Origin of the sequence: Burkholderia sp. LK4, assembly GCF_001043615.1 — a bacterium.
Lineage (GTDB): Bacteria > Pseudomonadota > Gammaproteobacteria > Burkholderiales > Burkholderiaceae > Burkholderia > Burkholderia cepacia.
The window spans coordinates 69,061-92,888 of sequence record NZ_LDUL01000030.1; the positions used below are offsets into that span (position 1 = coordinate 69,061).

The window sequence follows — 23,828 nt, forward strand, 5'->3', positions numbered from 1 at the left end:
CCGGGCCCGCGAAAAAAAAGCACCCGTCGCGATGACGGGTGCATCCAAACGCGACACGCTCCCCACGTGCCGCAACGGGCTCAGGTCGTCGAACGCGCCGGCGTCGCGCCCGGCGCTTTCGCGCCGGACGCTGCGTCGTCGGCCGACCACCCTCCGCCCAGTGCCGCGATCAACCCCACCGCCGCCAGTTGCCGGCGCGTATCCAGTTCCAGCATCGCCACCTTCGTATCGAGCTCGGTGGTTTGTGCGGTCACCACGTCGAGGTAGCTGACGACGCCGTCCCGATAGCGCGACATCGACAACTGCAACGTGCGTTCGGCCGCGTCGAGCGCTTCCTGCTGGCGATCGGCTTCGTTGCCGAGATGGTGCGTGAGCGCGAGGTTGTCTTCCACCTGCTGGCACGCGTCGAGTACCACCGCGCGGTATTTCGCGCCGTTCTCGGCCAGCTGCGCGTGCGCCTGGGCCGTGAGCGCCTGGCGGCGGCCGCCGTCGAACAGCGTGAGCGCGAGGCTGGGCCCGATCGACCAGATCTCGTTCGGCGCGCTGAGCCAATGGCCGAGCCCCGAACTCTGGTACCCGCCGATCAGCCCGAGCGTGATGTCGGGGAAGAACGCCGCGCGCACCACGCCGATCCGCGCGTTTGCGGCCGCCATGCGGCGTTCGGCGGCCGCGACGTCGGGCCGCCGTTGCAGCAGCGTGGCGGGAATGCCGGCCGGGATCGCGGGCAGATACGCGACGCTCAGGTCCGGCGCGAGCGAGAACGACGAGGCCGGCACGCCGGTGAGCGTCGCGATCGCGTGCTCGTACAGCGCGCGCCGAGCCCGCACGTCCTCGGCCGACGCGCGGGCCGAGTCGAGCTGCGTCTGCGCGCGCGAGACGTCGAGATCGGATGCGATGCCGCCCGCGTGCCGGCTCATCGTGAGTTTCAGCGCACGCCGGTACGTGTCGATCGTGTCGGACAGCAACTGCTGCTGCTGGTCGAGCCCGCGCAGGTTGAAGTACGCGTTCGCGAGGCTGGCCTGCAGGCTCAGCTGCACCGATGCGAGATCGTCGGCGCTGGCCTGCGCGTTCGCGCGCCCGGCCGCGACCTCGTTGCGCACCTTGCCCCACAGGTCGAGGTCGTAGTCGAACCCGGCGTCGAGCGTGTTCGAGCCGTACACGTTCGGCTGGTTCGAGCCGCGCAGCGGGCGCGTGGCCGATTGCCGGTTGCTCGAGACCTGCGCGCCGAGGCCGATGGTCGGGAACAGCCCTGCGCGCGCCTGATCGAACAGCGCGCCGGCTTCGTCGTGGCGGGCCACCGCGGCGGCCACGTCGGGGTTGGCGGTTGCCACCCGCGCTTCGAGCCGGTCGAGCACCGGATCGCGGAACGCCTTCCACCAGCCGTCGCGGGCGATGCGGTCGGCCGGCTGTGCCGGCTGCCAGCCGCCCGCTTCCTTGAAACGGGCAGGCAGCGCGGTGGTCGGCGCGTGATAGACGGGCGCGAACGAGCAGGCGGAGAGGAACGCGACGCCGGCGAGCATCGCGCAGAGCCGACGCGGGTTAGCCATTCGCACGCTCCGTGTCGCGCACGGCCGCCGCGACGGTGCCGGCCGGCGTCGCGAGCCGGACGCGGTCGCCCGCGGACAGCGAGTCGGGCGGGTTGTCGATCACGCGATCGTCGGGCGCGAGGCCGGTCGCGATCTGCACGTGCGTGCCGAGGTCGGTCGCGATCGTGACGGGCTTGAGCACCGCGCGATCGTCCTTGCCGACCACGGCGACCTGCAGGCCGGCCTGGCGGAAGATCAGCGAGCTGGCCGGAATCGTCAACGCGTGGCTGCTGCCGGCCGGCAGCGCGAAATGCACCTCGGTGTATTCGCCCGGAATCAGCTTGCCGTCGCGGTTGTCGACCATCAGCTGCACGAGCAGCGTGCCGGTCGAATCGGCGATCGAATCGTCGGTGTCGGCGAGCGTCGCATGGAAGGTCTCGCCCGGATGCTCGGGCACGGTCAGCGTCGCGCTCATGCCGGGGCGGATCGCGGCGGCCTCGTTCTGCGGCACGCTCACGTAGACGCGCATCCGGTGCACGTCGGACACGGCGAACAGTTCGGGGCCCGTGCCGCCGCCGGCCGAGATCAGCTGGCCGATGTCGGTCTTGCGCGCGGTGACGACGCCGTCGAACGGCGCGACGATGCGCTTGAATGCCTCCAGCGCGTCGAGACGCCGCACGTTGGCCTCGTTGGCCGCGACGATCGCCTGCTTGGCGGCGAGGTCGCTGGTCTTCTCGTCGGTTTCCTGCTGCGACACCGAATCCTGCGCGAGCATCCTGGTCCAGCGCGCGGCCGTGGACGCGGCCAGCTTCTCGTTGGCGAGCGAGCTCTGCAGGTCGGCGCGCGCCTGCTGAAGCTGCTGGTCGAGCTCGGGCGTGTCGATCAGGCCGAGCAACTGGCCCGACTTCACGTGCGCGCCGATATCGGTGTACCACGCATGCAGGTAACCCGACACCTGCGCATGGATCGGTGCGCTTTCGAACGCGGACAGGTGGCCGGGCAGCACGAGCGCGGCGCCGTCGCCGCCGGTCGTCGGCGTGTACGCGGCCACGGTCGGTATGGCCTGGTCGGCGGACCAGGTCGTCATTTCCTGTTTCGCGTGTGCGCGGCCTGCGATGCCGGCCGTCACGATGCCGGCTGCGACCAGCGCGGCGATCGTGGCGACGAGCTTGAGGTTGGGCAGCCGTTTCGGCGACTTGATTTCGATCTCAGTGGACATGGGAAGCTCCGGACGCGGAAGGGGAGGAAGCGCGGGGTGCGTCGTGTTTCAGCGCATCGCGCCGATGCACGAGGCTGAACACGACGGGAACGAAGAACAGTGTCGCGATCGTCGCGCACGCGAGGCCGCCGATCACGGCGCGGCCGAGCGGCGCGTTCTGCTCGCCGCCGTCGCCGAGGCCGAGCGCCATCGGCGCCATGCCGATGATCATCGCGAGCGCGGTCATCAGCACGGGCCGAAAGCGCGTGAAGCCGGCTTCGAGCGCCGAGGCGAGCGCGTTGCCGGTTTCGGCGAGGCGCTCGCGCGCGAAGCTGACGACGAGGATCGCGTTCGCGGTGGCCACGCCCATGCACAGGATCGCGCCGGTGAGCGCGGGCACCGACATCGGCGTGTGCGTGGTGAACAGCATCCAGACGATGCCGGCCAGCGCCGCCGGCAGCGCGGAGACGATCACGAACGCATCGGCCCACGAGTGGAAGTTCACGACGATCAGCAGGTAGATCAGCACGATTGCGCCCACGAGCCCGAGCAGCAGGCCGGTGAACGCGCTGTTCATGGTCTGCACCTGGCCGCGCAGCGTGACGGTCGAGCCCTTGGGCAGGTCCTTCGCGGTGGCCTTGACGACGCTGCCGATTTCCGCGGCGACGGCGCCGAGGTCGCGGCCCTGGGTGGTCGCGTAGATGTCGAACAGCGGTTCGATGTTGTAGTGCGACACCACCGCGTTGCCGACGCCGCGCGTGATCGTCGCGAGACCGCCGAGCAGCTGCGACTGGCCGTTCGCGCCGGTGACGGGCAGGTTCTGCAGCGCCGACAGCGTGGTCATCCGGTACTGCGGCGTCTGCGCGACGATCGGATAGGACACGCCGTTACGCGGATTGAGCCAGTAGGTCGGGTCGACCTGGCTGGTGCCCGCGAGCGTCGCGACCACCGAGTTCGTCACGTCCTGCTCGGTGATGCCGAGCTGGTCGGCACGCGTCCGGTCGACCGCCACCGTGAACTGCGGATAGGTGCTGGCCTGCTGGATGCGCGGGTCGGCCACGCCGGCGATCAGGCGCAGCTTGCGATACAGCTCCCGCGCATAAGCGAGGTTGGCCTGCTGGTTGGGGCCGGCCACCTGCAGGTCGACCGGGGCCGGTGCGCCGAAGTTGAGGATCTGGCTGACGATGTCCGCCGGCAGGAACGAGAACGTCGTGCCCGGATAGGCGCGCGGCAGGCGTTCGCGCAGCTCGCGCACGTAGTCGGCGGTCGGCGCGTGGTCGTGCGACAGCGAGATCAGGATGTCGCCGTCCTGCGGTCCGAGCGTGCCGCTGTTGTTGTAGGTCAGGTTGATCCCGCTGTTCGGCAGGCCGATGTTGTCGACCACTTCGCGCAACTGCGCGGGCGGGATCACGCCGCGAATCGTGTTTTCGATACGGTCGAACTCGGCGGCGGTTTCCTCGACCCGCGTGCCGACCGGCGCACGCACGTGCAGCGAGATCTCGCCCGAGTCGATCGTCGGAAAGAAGTTGCGGCCGAGCCACGGGACGAGCAGGAACGATGCGGCCACCACGCACAGGAACGCGACGACGAACGGCTTGCGGCGCGTGAGCGCGAGGCCCAGCAGGATCCGGTACGACGCGCGCACGGACTCGAAGCGGCGCTCGAATGCACGCTGGAAGCGCACCAGCGGATTGCGCGACGGCGGCACGTCGTGCGCGCCGGCATGGCCCGCATGCGAATCCATGATCGCCGCGAGCTCGCCCGACGCATGGCCGGCCGACGCGTGCGGCTTGAGCAGGTATTGCGCGAGCATCGGCACGAAGGTGCGCGACAGCACGAACGACGACATCATCGAGAAGATCACGGCCTTCGCCATCGGCACGAACAGGAAGCGCGAGATGCCGTCGAGCATCAGCATCGGCACGAACACGATGCAGATGCACAGCAGCGAGACGAGCGCCGGCATCACGATCTGCTTCGCGCCGTCGACGATCGCGGTGCGCGTGTCCTTGCCCTGTTCGAGGTGCCAGTTCACGTTCTCGATCGTCACCGTCGCATCGTCGACCAGAATCCCGACCGCGAGCGCGAGGCCGCCGAGCGTCATCACGTTGAGTGTTTCGCCGGTGGCCGCGAGCAGCGCGATCGCCGAGAGCACGGCCAGCGGGATCGACGCGGCGATGATCAGCGTCGAGCGCCACGAGCCGAGGAACAGCAGGATCATCAGCGACGTCAGTGCGGCGGCGATGATGCCTTCCCGCGCGACGCCGCTGACGGCGCCGTTCACGAAGGTCGACTGGTCGCCCATCGTGACGAGCTTCAGGCCCGGCGGCAGCGTCTGTTCGACCAGCGGCAGCTTCGCCTTCACGCCCGCGATGATGTCGAGCGTCGACGCCGAGCCGTTCTTCAGGATACTCATCAGCACCGCGCGGCGGCCGTCCACGCGCACGATGTTGCCCTGCGGCGGGTAGCCGTCACGCACGTGCGCGACGTCACGGATATAAATCGTCGTGCCGTCGACCGACTTGATCGGCAGGTCGTTCAACGCGTCGAGCGAGAGCGGGCTGTTGTTGAGCTTGATGTTGTATTCGAAGCGGCCGATCTTCTGCGTGCCGGCCGGGATGATCTGGTTCTGCTGCGCGAGCGCGTGCGCGACGTCCTGCGCCGACAGCCCTTTCGACTGCAGCGCCTGCGGGTCGAGGTCGATCTGCACTTCACGCGACTTGCCGCCGTACGGCGTCGGAATCGCGACACCGGGCACCGACAGCAGCTGCGGTCGAATGAAGTTGACCGCGTAATCCGCCAGCTTCTGTTCGTCGAGCGTGTTGCTGGTCAGCGCGATCTGCAGCACGGGGACGGTCGACGCGTTGTAGTTGAGGATCTGCGGCGGCGTGGTGCCGGGCGGCATCTGTTTGAGCACGGTCTGCGAGATCGACGTGACCTGCGCGGTCGCCGTGCGGATATCGACGGTCGGCTGGAAGAAGATCTTCACGATGCCGTAGCCGCGGAACGATTGTGATTCGATATGCTGGACATCGTTGACCGTCGTGCCGAGCGTGCGCTCGTAGTACGTGATCACGCGTCCGGACATGTCGTCCGGCTGCAGGCCGGCGTAGTTCCAGACGACGCTGATCACCGGAATGCGGATATCCGGGAAGATGTCGATGGGCGTGCGGAGTGCCGCGAGCGGACCCGCGATCAGGATCAGCAGCGCCAGCACGACGAACGTGTAGGGCCGGGTGAGCGCGAGCCGGACAATTTTCAGCATGGGGTGCTGCTCCGTTCAAAAGCGTCGTGAAGAAGAGCCGGATGCGCGCGGCTTCGGGAAAACACCGATACGCAGCCGATGACCGCATTCTGCGGAGCGGCCCCTAACAGCCGGTCGCTAAAAAAATGAAAGAAGTTTTAGGTGGCGGCGGCCGGATTCAGCCGAGCATGTAGCCCGCGCCGCGGATCGTGCGGATCAACGGTGCCGCATCCGGCCGGTTCACCTTCTTGCGCAGGCGGCCGACGTGGACGTCGATCAGGTTGGTGCCCGGATCGAAACGGCAGCCCCACACCGCCTCGAAGATCATCGTGCGCGTGAGCACGCGCCCGGCGTGGCGCATCATGAATTCGAGCACGCGCAATTCGGTCGGCAGCAGCGCGAGTTCGCTCGCGCCGAGCGTGACGCGGCGCCGCACCAGGTCGAATGCGAGCTCGCCCGTGCGCAGCACCGTCTCGACCGGCGCGCCGCGCGGCCGGCGGCGGATCAGCACGTCGATGCGCGCGCACATCTCGTCGAGCGAGAACGGCTTGACGAGATAGTCGTCGCCGCCCGCGCGCAGCCCCTGGATGCGCTGGTCGACATCGGACATCGCGCTCATCACGAGCACCGGCGTGTCGAGGCCGACGCCGCGCATCGTCGCGAGAATCGTGAGCCCGTCGAGATCCGGCAGCATGCGGTCGAGCGTCACGACGTCGTAGTCCGCACTCATCGCCCTGGCCATGCCGTCGCGGCCGGTGCGCGCGACGTCCACCTGGTGGCCGGCGGCGCGCAGCGCCTGGGTGATGTGATCCGCGATCAGCGGATCGTCTTCGATCGTCAGGATGTGGGGCATGGACGGAGCGGCCCGGGCGGAATCAGGCGGCGGCGCGCTCGGGCGCGCGATAGTGTTCGACCACGTAGTCGATGAAGCTGCGGACCTTGGTCGACAGATGGTTGCGGCTCGGGTAAAGCATCGAGATGCAGCGCGCGCCGCCATTCACTTCGTAGCGTTCGAGCAGCGGCACCAGCGCGCCGCGTGCGAGATCGTCGGCGACGAGCGGGTGCGGCAATTGCGTGATGCCCATGTGATTGAGTGCCGCGATCCGCACCATCATGCTGCCGGTCGAGGCCAGCGCGTTGCCGGTGTAGACGCGGTAGGAACCGTCGACGTCCGAGAATTCCCAGCTGCGCGCGGTGCCGTTCGACACGGTCAGCAGGCTGTGTTCGTTCAGTTCGACGGGATCGTTCGGCGTGCCGTGGCGCGCGAGGTACTCGGGCGATGCGACGACCACGTCGCGCACGCTCGTCAGCATCCGCGACACGAAGGTCGCGTTGACGAGGCGGCGATCGTCGCAGAAGCAGACGTCGTAGCCGCCCTCGACCATGTCGACATGCGTGTCGAACGTGGTCACGTCGAACCGGACGCGCGGATGCCCGTCGCGATATGCCGACAGCAGCACGCCGAGGCCGGCCGCGACGGAGGTCGCCGACGCGGCGATCCGCAGCGTGCCGCGCGGGTCGCGCGTGACCTGCACGAGGTTCGATTCGATCTCGTCGAGCTTCTCGATGATCGTGCGGCAGCCGTCGAGATATTCGCGGCCGGTCTCGGTGAGGGACAGGCTGCGGGTCGTCCGGTTCAGCAGTCGCATGTTCAGGTGCGCTTCGAGCATGCCGACGCTGCGCGTGACCGCGGCCGCCGACATCCCGAGCTGGCGCGCGGCGAGATTGAAACTCGACAACTCGACTACGCGCGTGAACACGCGCATCGCTTGCAGTTGGTTCATGGTTCGCCGAAGGAAAGAATTGACCGTTCGCATGCGCCGCCGACGCATCGCTCGATGCGTGCCGCCGCGCGTGACCGGCAAGGTAGCGAGCCGATTATGGGATGCGGGCCGGCGCCGGACGCTTAAAAAACGACGCGGAATGGATGAAATTTCGTTTAAGGAAGCGGCGGACGACGCGGGGGATGACGCGTGCGCGTGCGGGACGGCGTTCTTGCCTGTTGCTGCGATTCACTGAACACGCGTGTCGTCGAAGGTCTCGACCATACCGTCGAGATCGTCGTGCGTCGCGACGACGAATACGCGTTTGCCGCAACGGCAGACAACCTAAAAATAAATTAATGAAGCTGCATCAAATCTTCAGGTGCGCGCGTGACGCGGCTGCCGATAATGGGCCGATACGAGTAGCCACGAGGAACGCAATAATGACGCAGCCGCTGAGTATCAAGATGATCCAGGAACACGGCAAGCCGGTGGTGCTGGTGTCGATCGAACGGGGTGCCGCGGTGCTCGATCCGGAGGACGTCGATGCGGTCATCCAGTATCTGAGCCTGTTGCGCGCGTCGATGCAGCCGGCCGTGCCCGAGATGCCGCCGCGCGCGCAGCAGTTCGTGACGGAGATGGACCCGTGCTGGTATGCGGAGCGCCATCCGCTGTACGGCGGCGCGGTGCTGTTGCTGCGGCACACGGGGCTTGGCTGGGCGAGTTTCGCACTGCCGCCGCGCAGCCTCGAGCGTCTGCACGGGTCGCTCACGCAACTGCTCGAGGACGAGCAGATGGTGGTCAGCCTGCCGAACTGATTCGACGCGCGGGTCGATCGCACCGGCCGGGGCCGGCTTCCGGTACACGGCAAGCCGGCCCCTTCGCGCGATCGCCTAGAACGTGTGGCGCAGCCCGATCCGGCCGACCGCCTGCCGGCCGCTCGACGACGGATCGAAGCCCGCGACCTGCGCGACGGCGCCGCCCGACGCCATCTGCAGTGCCGCGAGTGCGTAGACCGCCGTGCGCTTCGACAGTTCGTACTCGGCGCTCGCGTTCAGCTGACGGTATTTGGGTTCCTGGCCGGTCGCGTGGTCGCGGCCGGTCGTGTAGGTATAACCGAGGCCGAAGTTGAGCTGGCTCGTGGCGGCGAGCGTGCCGGCGACTTCGTAGTTCTGGAACTTCACGTCCTGCTCGTCGTCGCCTTGCTGGAAATCGACGTCGGTGAAGTTGCCCATCAGCTTGACGTTGCCGAGCTGGTACGACGCGCCGGCCGCGAAGATGTTCTGGCTGCGCGCGTTCATGAGCGCGTCGCCGTATACCGCGTTCGTGTATCCGCCGCCGTTCTGGTAGCTCTGCACGGCCTGCTCCGGATCGTTGACGCGCAGGTAACCGACACCGGCCGAGAACGGCCCGTTCGTGTACGCGAGCGCCGCGCTGTACGCGGCGTTGTCGGAGAAGCGGCCGGGCTGCCCGCCGAACGAGTAGAGCGCCTCACCCGTGAAACCAGCGATCGTCGGGCTCGTGTATTTCACGGCATTGCTGATCGCGAAGCCGTTGTCGAGGTTGTCCATGTCGTTCGGGTGCGAGAAATACCAGCCCCCGTAATAGTCGTTCAGCGAATACGGCTCGATCAGGTCGACGATCGGATCCCACTGGCGGCCGAGCGTCAGCGTGCCCATGCGCTGATCGGACAGCCCGACGTAAGCGTTGCGCGAGAACGCGAGGCCGCTGCCGAGCCCGCCGTTCGTGGAATTGAAGCCGCTTTCGAGATCGAAGATCGCGGCGAGCCCGCCACCGAGATCTTCCTTGCCGCGCAGCCCCCAGCGGCGGCCGGCGCTGACGCCGCTCGCCATCTGCCACAGGTGCTGGCCGCCGACGTTCGACGCGAAGTCGATCCCGGTGTCGATGACGCCGTACAGCGTGACGCTGCTTTGCGCATTCGCGTGGGAGAACAGGCCGCAGCAGGCGAGTGCGCACGTCATGCGCAGCAGCCGTGTCGTTTTATTCATGGATGAAGGTCTCGAACGTAGGTTGACGGATATTGTTCGCAGTCCTTGTTTAAAGGGCTGGTCGTCGAGAATATAGCTGCGTCAAAAGCGTGCGGATCGGCAATTCAGTCTTTCAGTTTTTGCGTTGGTTTCGTGCCTGTGGGCGGTCGACAACGCGGGTGTTGGGCGCTGTGGGTTGTTCGTTTCGGGGTTGCGGGCTTGGGCGATGATTCGTTCGCCCTTCCGGGAAGCGGGCATGCTCCTGGCCGCTTCGCGGGGGAGTTGACGCCGCGCTTCGCAACGCGACCGACATCGATGCGCAGTGCGTCAGCGCTTGAATAGGCCCGGATCTCGAGGCTACCGGTCGACCATGACCTGCCAACTATTTTCAGAACAGGCGTAATTTTCAGAGAAATAATCATTCGTACCGGTTCGGGTTTTGAATGATTGGCGGGCTTTATTCAATTCAAATATCAACCGACGAATCAAATTATCGAACAATGGAGGCGGCCATGCCGGTGGCTCCCGAACGCGAAATTCCGGGATCGATCATTCACGATCGTCAAGCGCCAGAATCCGCGTTACGTCAGGGCTGACGAGCGAAGCAAGCGGGAATGGATGATTCGATGCCGCGAATCAAAAGATTAACAATGACGGACGTTTATTTTTCCGGTTTTTGCGGATAAGGTTCGACTCGGTGAAAGTGATTTGTCAGAAAGCATGATGATTGTTTATTGCTTGCCGCGGTTTCATTCGACCGCCGCTTTCGCCGATCAGCATGCGCGACGACGCGTCGACAGGAATCTCTTCACGGAATCTTGCGACAGGCTCGATGTGCGCATATCCGTTTCGACATTCATGCCATGAGAGGGCTCATGAACAAGAACATCCGCAGCTACGTTGCTTCCGTCATGCCACGCGCGCTGGCCGGTGTCGCACTGCTGATCGCGGCGGCCGGTGCGCACGCGCACGGCCGTTTGACCGAACCGCCTTCGCGCATCGTGCTGTGCACGCAAGGCCAGAATCCGAACTGCCCTGTCGACGCGTGGCACGCGAACGCGATGGAGAACGGCAAGTTCTTTCCCGCGACGCAAAGCGGCCTGTCGGACCCGTTCGCGCCGGATGACGCGAAGAATGCCGCGCCACCGAAGGACGGCGAAATCGCCGGCGCCAGCACGAATGGCCCGCTGCCCGTGCTGAACGAGCAGTCGCCGGGCCGCTGGCAGAAGATCCCGCTGCGGCCGGGCGCGGTGCAGAATTTCAAGTGGGAGTTCAGCGCCGTGCACAAGACGCGTCGCTGGAACTACTTCATTACACGCGCCGACTGGAACCCGTCGGAAAAGCTCACGCGTGCGCAGTTCGAGCCCACGCCGTTCTGCACGATCCAGAATCCCGGCCAGCCATACTGGGACCCGAACGCGAACCTGGTGCCCCAGCAGCCGACCATTCACGCGTGCCGGCTGCCGGTGCGTAGCGGCTACCACGTGATCCTTGCGGTCTGGGAAGTCGCGGATACGGCGATGGCGTTCTATCAGGTCGTCGACGCGATCTTCACCAATGGCGATACGACACGCAGCCCGTTCTGATACGGCCGCGACATGACGCGCCCGGCGATGCCCGGCGCGTCATGAGATGAAGAACCCGTGTGAGGGGCGCGGTGAGCGTCACTGACACGGCAACCGGCTTAGCCGGCGACCACCTGGTTGCGGCCTCCGGGTTCGATGGATGCATCAGGGTCGGCAGCCAATACGATGAAGCTCGATCGCGTCCCTTGAATTTCGTTGATTTGAACAATCAGCCAAATGGCTGCGGAATATCCGGTTGAATTATCGAATGGCGATAATTGCAATATGGCCATACGATCGCGTGAATATTTAAGGTTTCGATATGGGTGAAAATACTCGATTCAAGGGTTGATGCCTGACGATTATGTAGTATAACCAAACGAAACGCGGGCGTCGGATTGAAGCATCACTACATCGGTCGGCGAAAGACCCGTGTCAGCCGTCGCGTGTCAGGCCCGCTATCCCCGGCCTGCGTGACGGCTACACGTACCGCCTGCAGCGCGCTTGTGACGGACATCCGGACTTGCGCGTAAGTGGCGTGCACACACTTCACCAGCATAGACCGAAGTCGTCGTTTTTTTCGTCGTAGATATAAAAACAGAATCAATATCGGAATTTGTTTCAGGTGGCAATTTGTAAGGTTGATTTCTTTTGAATTCGACCTGGGCGAAGCTTTGTCGATCGAAAGGGGAAACCACCGGTTGGATGAGCCCCAAGGCTGATCTGGTCGCGATGTTGATTTGGTAGTCCGTATCAATGATGCCGACGCTTGCCGTCCGCGTGACGTGGCGGGTTTCCGTTACGCCTGCGCGGGCGGAGCGCGTCTTCCTGACATATTCCCCGGCATGTATCGCGTGGAAGAGCGATGCCGGTAATGCGTAAAACGCGATGAGGGCATGAAAATGAAGAGCAACCGATCCGGAATCATGCAGCGCTCGACCTTGAAGGGCGCGCTGGCGCTTCTGTTGGCATGGTCGTCCTTCGGCACTGGCACCGGTACCGCCGCGGCAGCCGGGGCGGGTACCGGCACGGCGCCGGCATTCGTCTATAGCCCGTACAAGGACGCGACGATTTCGATGAACTGGAACACGAACGTCATCTCGTCGAACGTCACCGGTCAGATGAGCCCGGTGCTGTCGGTGCTGCCAGCCGGTGTCCGCACGCTGACGCTCGCGTTTGCGACCGGCGAATGCGGCAGCGAGAACTGGGCGGGCGTCGACGGCGGCGCGCTGGCGGCCGCCAACGTGCCGCTTTTCACCGCGGCCAATGTGAATTACGTGATTTCCACCGGCGGCGCGGCCGGCATGTTCACGTGCGGGTCGGATGCGGGCATGGCGGCCTTCATCAATCGTTATGCGTCGAGCAACCTCATCGGGATCGACTTCGATATCGAGGGCGGGCAGACACAACAGGTGATCGACGATCTCGTCCGGCGCGTGGCAGTCGCCCAGCAGAATTATCCCGGCCTGCGTTTCAGCTTTACGCTCGCGACACTGGCCCCTTCCCAGCAGGGCGCGACCACGGCCAGCTCCTGGGGCGCCAGCGCCCCCGACAGCTTCAACGTGTATGGGGACTGGGTCATGCAGGCGATCCAGGCGCACGGCCTGAAGAACTACACCATCGACCTGATGACGATGGACTACGGGTCGGCGGGGGCGGGGAACTGCGTGGTGGCGAACGGCACCTGCCAGATGGGACAGTCGGCGATCCAGGCGGCGATGAACCTGCACGATCACTGGGGCGTGCCGTACAGCCAGATCGAGCTGACGCCGATGATCGGCGGCAACGATGTGAGCGGCGAAACCTTTACGCCGGCCGATGCGGACACCGTTGCGCAGTTCGTGAAACAGAATGGCCTCGTGGGTGTCCACTTCTGGTCGTTCGACCGTGACGTCGATTGCCCGCCCGGCGCCGCATCGTCGACGTGCAACTCCATCGGCGGCGTCGGTACGCTCGGTTATACGAACCGGTTTGCCAACGACCTCGCGCCCGGCAATTGAACGAAGCGGGGGCAGCGCGGCGGATCGGTGTCGGCTTCTGCGTCGACCGTACCTTCAAGCCGCGGCGGATCGCCCTTTCGGCTCGGCGAGGTGTGCCAGCCCGAGGCCCTCGAGCACCTGCGCCTGAATCGATGCCGCTTGAGCGTTGAGGGCGTCGGCGCCGAATGACTCGCCCACGATCAAACGCGGCGGGCGAGTACCGTTGGCTTGTGCGACAAGCTGCACGATCGCGTCGGCGACGTCGTGCGGGTTCGGCGCGTGGTCGCTCGCGAACAGCGCCATGAGCGTCTCCACCATCTTGTCCGGAATCGCACCGGCGTCGCCGTAGCCGGGTACGCGCGCGGCATCGGCCGGCCGCTGCGCGCTGGCGAAAATATTCGTCGGATAGTTGCTGGGTTGAACGAGAACGACGTCGATGCCCGACGTCGACAACTCATAGCGGTAGCTGTCGGTCAACGCTTCGAGCGCGAACTTCGATGCGCCATAGAGACCGAAGAACGGAAACGTCACGCGGCCGAGTATCGAACCGACGTTCACGATCAGGCCTTCGCCCTGTTTCCTGAAGGTCGGCAGCACCGCGCGCGACGTTCGCTGGATGCCGAATACATTCACGTCGAAGAGCGCCTGTACCTGCTTTGTCGTGAACGCCTCGGAAATACCCGCTGATCCGATACCTGCGTTGTTGACGAGGACGTCGAGATGTCCGGCATTTTCCAGCACGGAAGCTACGCCTCGCTCGACGGACGCATCGTCCGTCACATCCAGTTCGATGACGTGCATGCCTTTCGCTTGAAGGGCATCGGCATGCGGCCGGTTTCGGCCGGCGATGTCGCGCATCGACGCGAATACCCGGTGCCCGGCCACCGAGAGCGCTTCCGCAGTGTCGCGGCCGAAGCCGCTGCTGGCGCCGGTTATCAGAATAGTTTTGGACATGTCGAGTGTGTTCCAGCAAAACAAGGTTGGAGAGCCGCAACCGAATCAGCGCGAGCATGTCCGATGCGGTCGAGATGAAATGGACGGCGTCGTTGGAGAAATCTTCGCCGCATTGCTGTGCAGTCTAGGTTTTTCACGGAAAGCGGGCTATAGTCGTAAATGACATTAATAGATGTGTTTACGACATGAGATTGTCCATTCTGGCGCTCGAAGGGCTGTTCGACACCGGCCTGACGGTGTTTTTGGATACCTTCGCGATGGCCAACGAACTGGCTGCCGCTCAGGGCTTTGCCGCGCCGCCCTTCGACGTCGAAGTGGTCGGCGTACGCAGATGCGTCCGTACCGCGCACGGACTGTCCATGCTGGTGGAGCCCGCAAGCAGCGCACGCCATGCCGACTGGGTGGTCGTGCCCGCGCCCGGCATCAGGCAGCCGGAGCGCCTGATCGAGGCGCTGGAGCGTCCGGACGTGCGCGATGCCATGGCGTACCTTCGGGCGTGGCATGCCGATGGCGTCGGTGTCGCCGCCGCTTGCATCGGTACGTTCGTGCTGGCGGAAGCCGGGCTTCTGGATCATCGCGAGGCGACGACCACCTGGTCGCTCTCGCCCTTCTTTCGGCAACGTTATCCTGCAGTCGATCTGGACGATTCACGCATGGTCGTCGCCGCGGATCGCCTGGTGACGGCGGGGTCGGCCATGGGCCATCTCGACCTTGCGCTGTGGTTGCTGCGTCAGGCGAGTCCCGAACTGGCCACGCTCGTTGCCCGTTTCATGCTGATCGACAAGCGTTCGTCACAGGCCGAATACATCGTTCCGGATTACCTTGCCCATGCGGATCCGCTGGTCGCTCGATTCGAGCGATGGGCCCGCGAGCATCTTTCCACGGGTTTTTCGCTTCAGGCGGCGGCCGCCGCATTGGCCGTAGGACCGCGCACGTTGCAGCGCCGTACCGAGGCGGTACTCGGGAAGTCGCCATTGGCGTTCGTCCAGGATCTCCGCATCGAACGGGCGCAGAATCTCGTGTCGATGGGTTACGACCTGGAGACGATTGCGAGCGAGGTCGGCTACGCGGATGCGGCGACGTTGCGGGCCTTGTTGCGCCGTAGGCTCGGCCGCGGGGTGCGGGAATTGCGTGCCGGCAATCGATAGCGTCCGGCCTTGAAAAGCGGTGTTGCCGTACGCTGCGAAGGCAGCGCCAAGGGGCCGCGAGCGCCGCCGGAACGGCACTAGCGCATGCCGGCGCGGCCGTGAATATCCGTCAGTTCGACCATGAAATCCAGGAACGCCCGCGTCTTGGCCGGCACGTGATGCCGGGATGGGTAGTACGCATATAACGGATACCGCTCGTCGGCCCATTCGGGAAAGAGATTGATCAACCGGCCGTCGGCGATCAGCGGCTCGGCACCGAGCAGCAGCATCTGTGCAATGCCGGAACCGGCGAGGCACGCGCCGAGCAGCGCGCCCGGATCGTTGACCGTGAGGCGTCCCCGGGTGTCGACCACGATGCGTTTGCGCCGACGATGGAATTCCCAGGCGAACGGCTTGCCTGTCTCCGGGTTGCGAAATTCAAGGCATCGATGGCTCCGGCTTTCGAGATCCTCGGGTTTGGCCGGCCGTCCCCGGCGAGCGATGTACGAGGGCGCCGCGACCGTCACGACGCCGGTATCGAGCAGCTTTCTCGCAATCAGGCTGGACGATCGCGGTTCGCCGAATCGCACGGCGAGGTCGAAGCCGTCCATGACGAGGTCGCCCAGGCTGTCTCGCGCGATGAGCTCGATTTCGAGGTCGGGATGTGCGTCCATGAACGCATCGAGTCGTTGCCCGAGAACGGCCCGGTAAACGACGGGATCCAGGTTGATTCGCAGCTTTCCGCGCACGACGGAGGCGCCGCCCGCGGCCGCCGCGGCTGCTTCCTCCAGCCCGGCAAGATGCGGCATGACCTGCTCGTAAAACCTGCGGCCCTCTTCGGTCAGCGACACCGACCGCGTCGTTCGATTGAACAGCCGGATGTTCAGCCTTCTTTCCAGTCGCGCAATCGCTCGACTGACGCCCGGCGGCGTCATGCCTATTACGTCGGCTGCAGCCGCAAACGTGCCGGCATCGACCACGGCGGCGAACACGCTGATGCTGCCGGACAGTTTCTCGCTACTGGATCTCATGGTTGTTCGAGTGCATACGGTGGCGGATCGCGGGCGACCCACGGAAGGCCGACACGCCGACGCCGGATAGCGCGGCCATGCCGGTCGTCTGCGTCGATCATGCCGAATTAGTGACGCGTTGTCACTTATCTGCTTCCATCCATGTCGTTTTGTTTCGCTCGATGTTTGGCCAGAATGCGACCGACGTATTCACACACGGAGAACGAGCATGTATGCGATAACAGGCATCACCGGCAAGGTCGGCGGCGCATTGGCCAGCGAACTGCTGGCCTCGGGGCGGTCGGTGCGCGCGGTCGCGCGCGACGCGACGCGGGCAGGGGCGTGGGCGGCGCGCGGGTGCGAGATTGCGACCGCCGTCATGGAAGACCCATCGTCGCTCGCCGCCGCGTTCACGGGCGCTGCGGGCGTTTTCATCCTGCCGCCTTCGGAGTTCGATCCGGAGCCCGGGTTTCCCGAGGCGCGGAAGGTGATCGAGGCCGTGTCCGCGGCGCTTCTGCAGGCGCGCCCCGAAAAGGTCGTTTGCCTGTCGACGATCGGTGCGCAGGCTGACGAGCCCAATCTGCTCACGCAACGCACGCTGATGGAACAGGCGCTGCGCGAGATGCCGATGCCCGTGACGTTCCTGCGGCCCGGCTGGTTCATGGAGAACGCCGCGTGGGACGTCGCGTCCGCGCGCGACGATGGCGTCGTCGCCAGCTACCTGCAGCCGCTCGACAAGCCCGTGCCGATGGTCGCCACCGCGGACGTAGGTCGCGTCGCGGCAGAACTGCTCCAGCAGACCTGGCGCGGTGTGCGTGTCGTCGAGCTCGAGGGCCCGCGCCGCGTGAGCCCCGACGATCTTGCACTCGCCTTCGCTCGCGTTCTGGGGCGGCCGGTGCGCGCGGAAGGCGTCGACAGGCGAACGTGGGAAGCGCTGTTCCGCGCGCAGGGCATGAAACATCCACTACCCCGCATGCGCATGCTGGACGGCTTCAACGAAGGCTGGATCGATTTCGAAAGTAATCCGGAAGAAATCATGCGCGGGCACATCGCACTGGATGCGGTTCTCGGCGAGCTTGTGTCGCGTGCGGTCTGAGTGAATGCGGTGGGCGACGTGTGGCGCGTTTGTGCCACGCGCCAACGATGCATCGTCGCGGTCGAACGACTGCCGGATTCTGTTTCGATCTTGTGTCGTGATTGTCGCTATTAATGTCATTTGTGACTATGGATCAGGCCTCGTCGCGAGTCTAGACTGCGAAGCATTTCCGGCATCCGCAGATCTCTGCCGCACCTTCTGTTCGACAAGGCCCATCCGATGACATTTTCGCCAGAACTTCACCTGCTGACGCTCACTGCGCTCGCAACGCTGCTGATGTGGATTCCGTACATGCTGGCCAGGATCACGACGCGTGGCCTGATGGCGGCCCTGAACAATCCCGATCCGTCCCGTCCGCCCGATCCGCCGTGGGCGGAGCGCGCACGTAGCGCGCATGCGAACGCGATCGAGAATCTCGCCGTGTTCGCCCCGCTCGTGCTGATGTGCGCGATGACGGGGGCGAGCGGCCCGGCGACGGTGTTCTCGGCCAAGCTTTATCTGGGTGCCCGGTTGGTTCACTACGTGGTCTACGCCGCCGGCATTCCCGTCGTTCGCACGATCGCTTTCCTGGCCGGCTTCGCGGCGACGCTCACGTTCGCTGTTGCGTTGCTCGGACACGCGAGCTAACCCCACGCACTTGCGTTTCACTTGCCCGTTTACTTCAGAGGTCACCATGAAATCGACTCCCGGCAACATCCTCGACACGATCGGCAACACGTCACTCGTCCCGTTGCGAAACGTCGTCCCGAAGAACGGCGCACGCCTTTTCGTCAAGCTCGAAAGTCAGAATCCAACCGGCAGCATGAAGGATCGGATCGCGCTCGAGATGATCGAAGCTCCCGAGCGGGATGGGCGTCTGAAGCCAGGCGGCGCAGTGGTCGAATACACCGGCGGCAGCACCGGCGTGTCGCTGGCGTTGGTGTGTGCCGTCAAGCGGCATCCGCTGCATCTGGTTTCATCGGATGCGTTCTCGAAGGAAAAGCTCGATCACATGCGCCTGCTGGGCGCGAAGCTGACGCTCGTCCCCAGCGACAACGGCAAGCAAACCGAGAAGCTGACGAAGGACATGATTCGCGAAGCGCATCGAATTGCCGGCGAGACGGGCGCATACATCACGGCGCAGATGGAAAACACCGATCAGCTCAACGCCTATACGAAGATGGCCGACGAGATCTGGGAGCAGACCGGCGGCCGCCTCGACGGTTTCGTCCAGAGCGTCGGCACGGCTGCGTCGCTGCGCGGGATTTCGCGGCGCTTGCGCGAACACGATGCACGCATTCGGATCGCCGGTGTGGAACCCGCCGAATCCGCGGTACTGTCGGGTGGCCCTACCGGCGCGCACAAGATCGACGGGATCGGCGCGGGTTATGTCGTGCCGCTTTGGCGCGACGGGATTGCTGACGAGCTCGAGCGTGTCTCCACGGAGGAGGCGAGAGCCATGGCGTTCCGACTGGCCGCCGAAGAGGGGTTGTTCTGCGGTACGTCGACCGGAGCCAACGTAACTGGCGCATTGCGACTCGCCGAACGGCTTGGCCCGGATGCCACGATCGTGACGATCATGTGCGACACCGGCATGAAGTACCTGAAGTCGTTCGCGCCAACGACGGGCTGAAGGCCATTCGTCGTAGCCGCATCGTTTTGCACCGAGACCGGTTTCGTCATGCGCAGCAGGTGAACGACGGTCAGCGCGACCGGCACGACGCTGACGATCCAGGGTCGGGCGCGGCGCCGTGCTGGCGGGAAGGCCTCGGGTTCACTCACGTCCGCCTCACGCTTGGATGATGCATCGCTTTACTGACCGACATGAAAGGATTCCTGATAATAAAGAGGTGGAGCGAATGAAAAGGGACGGCGTCTGCGACGCGGCCCTCTACCGCTGAGCGACGATCGACCGGTGCCGCATCGGGATGCGCGTGCGACGGCGGACAGTCGTTACGGTTGGTCGGCAGCAGTGCGTCGGCTTCGGCATCGGCATCGATCGGTTGCCGGCGGACTTCGGCGCGCGTGAGCGACGCCAGCGTGGACGGTGTGAAGGTCAGCGTGCCGAACGGCAGGGGCGGTGCCTGTTATTAACCTATATGGATCCGGCCATTGGCGGCATTGGCGGATTTGACCCGCAGCATATTCAAAGTGATGCGCAGGTGATGCGTGCCTTTACCGCGCGATTCTCTTCACGGCTATTGGGGCCATCCTGATCGTCGTGACCCGATTAAGCGATTAATAGCACGTAATCGAATCAATCACGCGGAAAGTTACGCTTTGCTTTTCGGAATAAAAAATGTGTGATTGAGTAACATTGATTGCGTCTATTGTTATTCGCGCGCAGGCATTTTCAGGCACGACATAATTCGGTTCGGCGGCGTACAATTCGCTGCGAAACGGCAATGCCGTGACAAATTCATCATTCCCCCAAATCCCGTTGAAACCAGTTGGTTTGCTCTGATCGCCATTAGCATGGTTGCCGGGCACAGCTAGCGCCTGTCGCGCACGCCCACAGCAGCCCGAATGCAGAATGACCCCAACCGATACGACAACTCGCCCCGACACATGGCGACCGTCATCGACACCAAGGAAGCAAGATGCCGACATTCCAGGTGATGTTGAAGATGGCACTCTACGTTTCGCTGGTCCTGGCCACGCCAGGCCCGACAAATACCTTGTTGCTGTCCTCGGGAATCAGGGTCGGCTTCCGGCAATCGTCGCGACTCCTGGTGGCGGAGGCATCGGGCTACGGCTTCGCGATATCCCTGTGGGGTTTCTTCCTGGCGACCTTCGCGGCCACGCGGCCCTGGCTTTACGATGTGCTGAAGCTGGGGAGTTCGGCCTACATCTTCTATCTCGCCCTGCAACTATGGAAAAGCCCGCACCTTGACGGCATCCGGGCGGGCACCATCGGCTTTCGCGACATGTTCGTCGCGACGACCATGAACCCGAAGGCGTTGTTGTTCGCCACGGCGATCTTTCCCCCGCAGGCTTTCGTATCGGTTCCGTTCTATCTCTGCTCGATCGCGGTCTTCACGGTGCTCGCCGTGACGATCGGTTCGATGTGGCTTGTGGTCGGCGGCGTCCTGACGGCGCGCCGGTCGCTGGCCACCCATACCGGAACGCTGCTTCGCGGCGCGTCGGTCGTGCTGGCGATGTTCGCGGGCACGCTGGCGTTTTCCGTACTCAACCGCTAAGGCCTGTCGGGCAGCACCCTCTCATCGCCGGGGGCAGGTCAAGTTCGCCGAAATGCGCAAGGGTCGACATCATCGTTTCGCAAATGGTGGCGACCTCATTCGTTTCCCGTTAATTGGGTAGTTCGTTTATCGTTTTTATACAATAAATCGATGCGTTTGCTAAAAGTGAAATGATTGATTTTTAAAAATGTGAATGTTCATCTGGAAAATATCTAGTCGATATTTTATGGATTGAATAATTCTCTGGGGCAATGAAAATTGATATGAAATTTTGCGAGGTGTGCCGTCGTGAACGCTGTTAAGGTGTGTCCGGCAGGTTACGCGAACGGTATGAAAAGCTTCGGGAATCTGAAGTTTCATGTGAATTCGATGCGCTAATGGCAATTGCCGCATCGGCAAGCCAATCCATTCCCGGTGCGTTACCGGACGATTTACGCGTTCAGCTCGATCAGGCGGCACTATCCCTTCAGGTTTCAAATCCTATGAGAACCGTGTCATGAGCAACCCGATCAAGAATATCGTCATCGTGGGCGGCGGCACCGCGGGCTGGATGGCCGCTTCGTACCTCGTCCGGGCGCTCCAGCAGCACACGAGCATTACGCTCGTCGAGTCCGCGGCGATCCCCCGGATCGGCGTGGGCGAGGCGACCATCCCGAGTTTGCAGAAGGTGTTCTTCGACTTCCTCGGAATACCGGAGCGGGAGTGGATGCCCCAGGTGAACGGCGCGTTCAAGGCCGCCATCAAGTTCGTGAACTGGAGGAAGTCCCCCGAGCATGCGCGCGATGATCATTTCTACCACTTGTTCGGCACCGTGCCGAACTGCGACGGCGTGCCGCTTACCCACTACTGGATGCGCAAGCGCGAACAGGGCTTCCAGCAGCCGATGGAGTACGCGTGCTACCCGCAGCCCGGGGCGCTCGACGCCAAGCTCGCACCGTGCCTGTCCGACGGCACCCGCCAGATGTCCCACGCGTGGCACTTCGATGCGCACCTGGTAGCCGACTTCCTGAAGCGCTGGGCCATCGAGCGCGGGGTGAAACAGGTGATCGACGAGGTCGAGCAGGTTCACCTGAACGAACGCGGCTACATCGCCAGCCTGTCCACCAAGGAAGGGCGCACGCTGGAGGCGGACCTGTTCATCGACTGCTCCGGCATGCGGGGGCTGCTGATCAACCAGGCGCTGAAAGAGCCCTTCATCGACATGTCCGACCACCTGCTGTGCGACAGCGCGGTCGCCAGCGCCGTGCCGAACGCCGATGCGCGCGTGGGAGTCGAGCCGTACACGTCGGCGATCGCCATGAATTCGGGGTGGACCTGGAAGATTCCGATGCTGGGCCGGTTCGGCAGCGGCTACGTCTTCTCCAGCAAGTTCACGTCGCGCGACCAGGCCACCGCCGACTTCCTCAACCTCTGGGGCCTCTCGGACAAGCAGCCGCTCAACCAGATCAAGTTCCGGGTCGGGCGCAACGGGCGGGCCTGGGTCAACAACTGCGTCGCGATCGGGCTCTCGTCGTGCTTCCTGGAGCCGCTGGAATCGACGGGAATCTACTTCATCTACGCGGCGCTTTACCAGCTCGTGAAGCACTTCCCCGATACCTCGTTCGACCCGCGGCTGGCGGACGCATTCAACGCCGAGATCGTCCACATGTTCGACGACTGCCGGGATTTCGTCCAGGCGCACTATTTCACCTCGTCGCGCGACGACACGCCGTTCTGGCTCGCGAACCGGCACGACCTGCGCCTCTCGGACGCCATCAAGGAGAAGGTTCAGCGCTACAAGGCCGGATTGCCGCTGACCACCACGTCGTTCGACGATTCAACGTACTACGAAACGTTCGACTACGAATTCAGGAACTTCTGGTTGAACGGAAACTATTACTGCATCTTTGCGGGCCTGGGCTTGCTGCCCGACCGGTCGCTGCCGCTCTTGCAGCACCGGCCGGAGTCGATCGACAAGGCCGAGGCGATGTTCGCCCGCATCCGGCGCGAGGCCGAGCGTCTGCGGACGGGCCTGCCGACCAACTACGACTACCTGCGGTCGCTGCGCGACGGCGGCGCGGGGTTGTCTCGCAGCCAGCCCGGGCCGACGCTCGCGGCGCCGGAAATCCTGTAGTGGAGCGCACCCTCGACCGCGCATGCGCATTCGCGGCGACGCACGCCGCGGTGGCGGCTTGCGATCCGCTGCGGGCGCGGGCACTCGTTCTGCAACTGCCGGGCCTGAACCGCCAAAAGGACGTGCCCGGCATCGTCGGCCTGTTGCGCGAGTTCCTCCCGGTGCGCGGCGCGCCCGCCGGCTGGGGCTTCGTCGAAGCCGCCGCCGCGATGCGGGACATCGGATTCTTCCTGGGCTCGCTCAAGCGGCACGGCCACGAGCCCGTGGACGCGGTGCCCGGGCTCGAGCCGGTGCTGCTCGACCTGGCGCGCGTGACCGGCCTGCCGCCGCGCGAGACGCTCCTGCACGTGACGGTCTGGAACCCGGCGGCGGCCGACGCGCAGCGGAGCTACACCGGGCTGCGCGACGAAGCGCACCTGCTCGAGAGCGTGCGCATCTCGATGGCGGCGCTCGAGGCGGCCATCGGGATGACCGTCGAGCTTTACGACGTGCCCCTGCGGTCGCCGTCGTTCGCCGAAGGGTGCGACGAGCTGGCGGACTATCTCCACAAGATGGTCGAATCGATCGTTTACGCGTACCGCTATATCTCGGTGCAGGTCTTCTACGACGAGCTTCGGCCGTACTACGAACCGATTCGGGTCGGGGGCCGGAGCTACCTCGGCCCCGGCGCGGTGGAAATGCCGCTCTTCGTGCTGGAGCACGTGCTGTGGGGGTCGCAATCGGACCACCCGGGTTATCGGGAATTCAAGGAGACGTACCTGCCCTACGTGCTTCCCGCGTTCGGGGCGATCTACGCGCGGTTCGCCGGGGCGCCGTCGCTCGTCGACCGCGTGCTCGGCGAGGTGCAGGCGTTCGGCGCGCGGGGCGAGCCCGTCGTGGCCGGGCTGGCGGCCCTCGACCGGGTCTTCGAGATCCTGCTGCGCTTCCGCGCGCCGCACGTCAAATTGGCGGAGCGGGCGTACGAAGTCGGGCGAAGCGGCCCGACGATCGGCAGCGGGGGGTACGCGCCCAGCATGCTCGGCGATCTGCTCACGCTCACGCGTGCCGTGCGGTCCCGCCTGCGCGCCGCGCTCGACGAGCCCTGAT

Annotated in this window: 19 protein-coding genes; 10 read left to right on the forward strand and 9 right to left on the reverse strand. The window is 64.6% G+C overall.

The window, feature by feature from the left end; translation table 11 throughout:
* Positions 1 to 80: 80 nt before the first annotated feature.
* The 5 genes from VK92_RS16195 to VK92_RS16215 form a co-directional block, all read right to left on the reverse strand.
* Complete coding sequence (locus VK92_RS16195) at positions 81 to 1,547, reverse strand: efflux transporter outer membrane subunit (protein ID WP_048027484.1); 1,467 nt, start codon at positions 1,545 to 1,547, stop codon at positions 81 to 83.
* Positions 1,540 to 2,745, reverse strand: a complete 1,206-nt coding sequence (locus VK92_RS16200; RefSeq protein ID WP_048027482.1) for an efflux RND transporter periplasmic adaptor subunit — start codon at positions 2,743 to 2,745, stop codon at positions 1,540 to 1,542. Before VK92_RS16200 ends, VK92_RS16195 begins: the two co-directional genes overlap by 8 nt.
* Positions 2,735 to 5,989, reverse strand: coding sequence for an efflux RND transporter permease subunit (locus tag VK92_RS16205; protein ID WP_048027480.1), 3,255 nt, complete (start codon positions 5,987 to 5,989; stop codon positions 2,735 to 2,737). The genes VK92_RS16200 and VK92_RS16205 overlap by 11 nt, the downstream gene beginning before the upstream one ends.
* 157 nt (positions 5,990 to 6,146) lie before the next feature.
* Positions 6,147 to 6,821, reverse strand: a complete 675-nt coding sequence (locus VK92_RS16210) for a response regulator transcription factor (protein ID WP_021160466.1) — start codon at positions 6,819 to 6,821, stop codon at positions 6,147 to 6,149.
* A gap of 22 nt (positions 6,822 to 6,843) precedes the next feature.
* Positions 6,844 to 7,752, reverse strand: coding sequence for a LysR family transcriptional regulator (locus VK92_RS16215; protein ID WP_048027479.1), 909 nt, complete (start codon positions 7,750 to 7,752; stop codon positions 6,844 to 6,846).
* A 422-nt stretch (positions 7,753 to 8,174) separates the two neighbouring features.
* On the opposite strand from VK92_RS16215, the gene VK92_RS16220 reads away from it, so the two are divergent.
* Positions 8,175 to 8,549, forward strand: a complete 375-nt coding sequence (locus VK92_RS16220; protein WP_021160469.1) for a hypothetical protein — start codon at positions 8,175 to 8,177, stop codon at positions 8,547 to 8,549.
* 75 nt (positions 8,550 to 8,624) lie between these two features.
* On the opposite strand, the gene VK92_RS16225 is transcribed toward VK92_RS16220, so the two are convergent.
* Entirely contained in the window at positions 8,625 to 9,713 is a 1,089-nt protein-coding gene (locus tag VK92_RS16225) for a porin (RefSeq protein WP_048027761.1), read from the reverse strand.
* A 917-nt stretch (positions 9,714 to 10,630) separates the two neighbouring features.
* Between VK92_RS16225 and VK92_RS16230 the strand changes: the two genes are divergently transcribed.
* Positions 10,631 to 11,305: a lytic polysaccharide monooxygenase auxiliary activity family 9 protein gene (locus VK92_RS16230; RefSeq protein WP_048027760.1), complete on the forward strand. Its 675-nt coding sequence runs from the start codon at positions 10,631 to 10,633 to the stop codon at positions 11,303 to 11,305.
* A 98-nt stretch (positions 11,306 to 11,403) separates the two neighbouring features.
* On the opposite strand, the gene VK92_RS41845 is transcribed toward VK92_RS16230, so the two are convergent.
* Positions 11,404 to 11,577, reverse strand: coding sequence for a hypothetical protein (locus tag VK92_RS41845; RefSeq protein ID WP_155638150.1), 174 nt, complete (start codon positions 11,575 to 11,577; stop codon positions 11,404 to 11,406).
* Between the two features lie 633 nt (positions 11,578 to 12,210).
* Between VK92_RS41845 and VK92_RS16235 the strand changes: the two genes are divergently transcribed.
* A complete protein-coding gene (locus tag VK92_RS16235) occupies positions 12,211 to 13,284 on the forward strand; it encodes a glycosyl hydrolase (protein WP_082163761.1) in 1,074 nt (357 codons plus the stop codon).
* A gap of 54 nt (positions 13,285 to 13,338) precedes the next feature.
* Here the strand turns inward: VK92_RS16235 and VK92_RS16240 are convergent, their stop codons facing one another.
* On the reverse strand, positions 13,339 to 14,217 hold the full coding sequence (locus tag VK92_RS16240) for an SDR family oxidoreductase (protein ID WP_048027475.1): 879 nt from the start codon (positions 14,215 to 14,217) through the stop codon (positions 13,339 to 13,341).
* 185 nt (positions 14,218 to 14,402) lie between these two features.
* Here VK92_RS16240 and VK92_RS16245 point away from each other — a divergent pair, with 185 nt between their 5' ends.
* Entirely contained in the window at positions 14,403 to 15,365 is a 963-nt protein-coding gene (locus tag VK92_RS16245; RefSeq protein WP_048027474.1) for a GlxA family transcriptional regulator, read from the forward strand.
* A 77-nt stretch (positions 15,366 to 15,442) separates the two neighbouring features.
* Here VK92_RS16245 and VK92_RS16250 read toward each other — a convergent pair whose 3' ends face one another.
* Positions 15,443 to 16,375: a LysR family transcriptional regulator gene (locus VK92_RS16250; protein ID WP_048027473.1), complete on the reverse strand. Its 933-nt coding sequence runs from the start codon at positions 16,373 to 16,375 to the stop codon at positions 15,443 to 15,445.
* A gap of 208 nt (positions 16,376 to 16,583) precedes the next feature.
* Between VK92_RS16250 and VK92_RS16255 the strand changes: the two genes are divergently transcribed.
* From VK92_RS16255 to VK92_RS16280, 6 genes are all read left to right on the forward strand, one after another.
* Positions 16,584 to 17,450: an NmrA family NAD(P)-binding protein gene (locus tag VK92_RS16255; protein WP_048027472.1), complete on the forward strand. Its 867-nt coding sequence runs from the start codon at positions 16,584 to 16,586 to the stop codon at positions 17,448 to 17,450.
* Positions 17,451 to 17,669: 219 nt separating this feature from the next.
* Entirely contained in the window at positions 17,670 to 18,077 is a 408-nt protein-coding gene (locus VK92_RS16260) for an MAPEG family protein (protein ID WP_048027470.1), read from the forward strand.
* Positions 18,078 to 18,087: 10 nt separating this feature from the next.
* The gene (locus VK92_RS16265; RefSeq protein ID WP_224051587.1) at positions 18,088 to 19,062 is read left to right on the forward strand and encodes a PLP-dependent cysteine synthase family protein; all 975 of its coding nucleotides are present in this window, start codon (positions 18,088 to 18,090) and stop codon (positions 19,060 to 19,062) included.
* Positions 19,063 to 20,029: 967 nt separating this feature from the next.
* Positions 20,030 to 20,629, forward strand: a complete 600-nt coding sequence (locus VK92_RS16270; protein ID WP_048027467.1) for a LysE family translocator — start codon at positions 20,030 to 20,032, stop codon at positions 20,627 to 20,629.
* Between the two features lie 496 nt (positions 20,630 to 21,125).
* Entirely contained in the window at positions 21,126 to 22,742 is a 1,617-nt protein-coding gene (locus VK92_RS16275; RefSeq protein ID WP_048027466.1) for a tryptophan halogenase family protein, read from the forward strand.
* Complete coding sequence (locus tag VK92_RS16280; protein WP_048027464.1) at positions 22,742 to 23,827, forward strand: monodechloroaminopyrrolnitrin synthase PrnB family protein; 1,086 nt, start codon at positions 22,742 to 22,744, stop codon at positions 23,825 to 23,827. Before VK92_RS16275 ends, VK92_RS16280 begins: the two co-directional genes overlap by 1 nt.
* The last annotated feature ends 1 nt before the right edge of the window (position 23,828 follow it).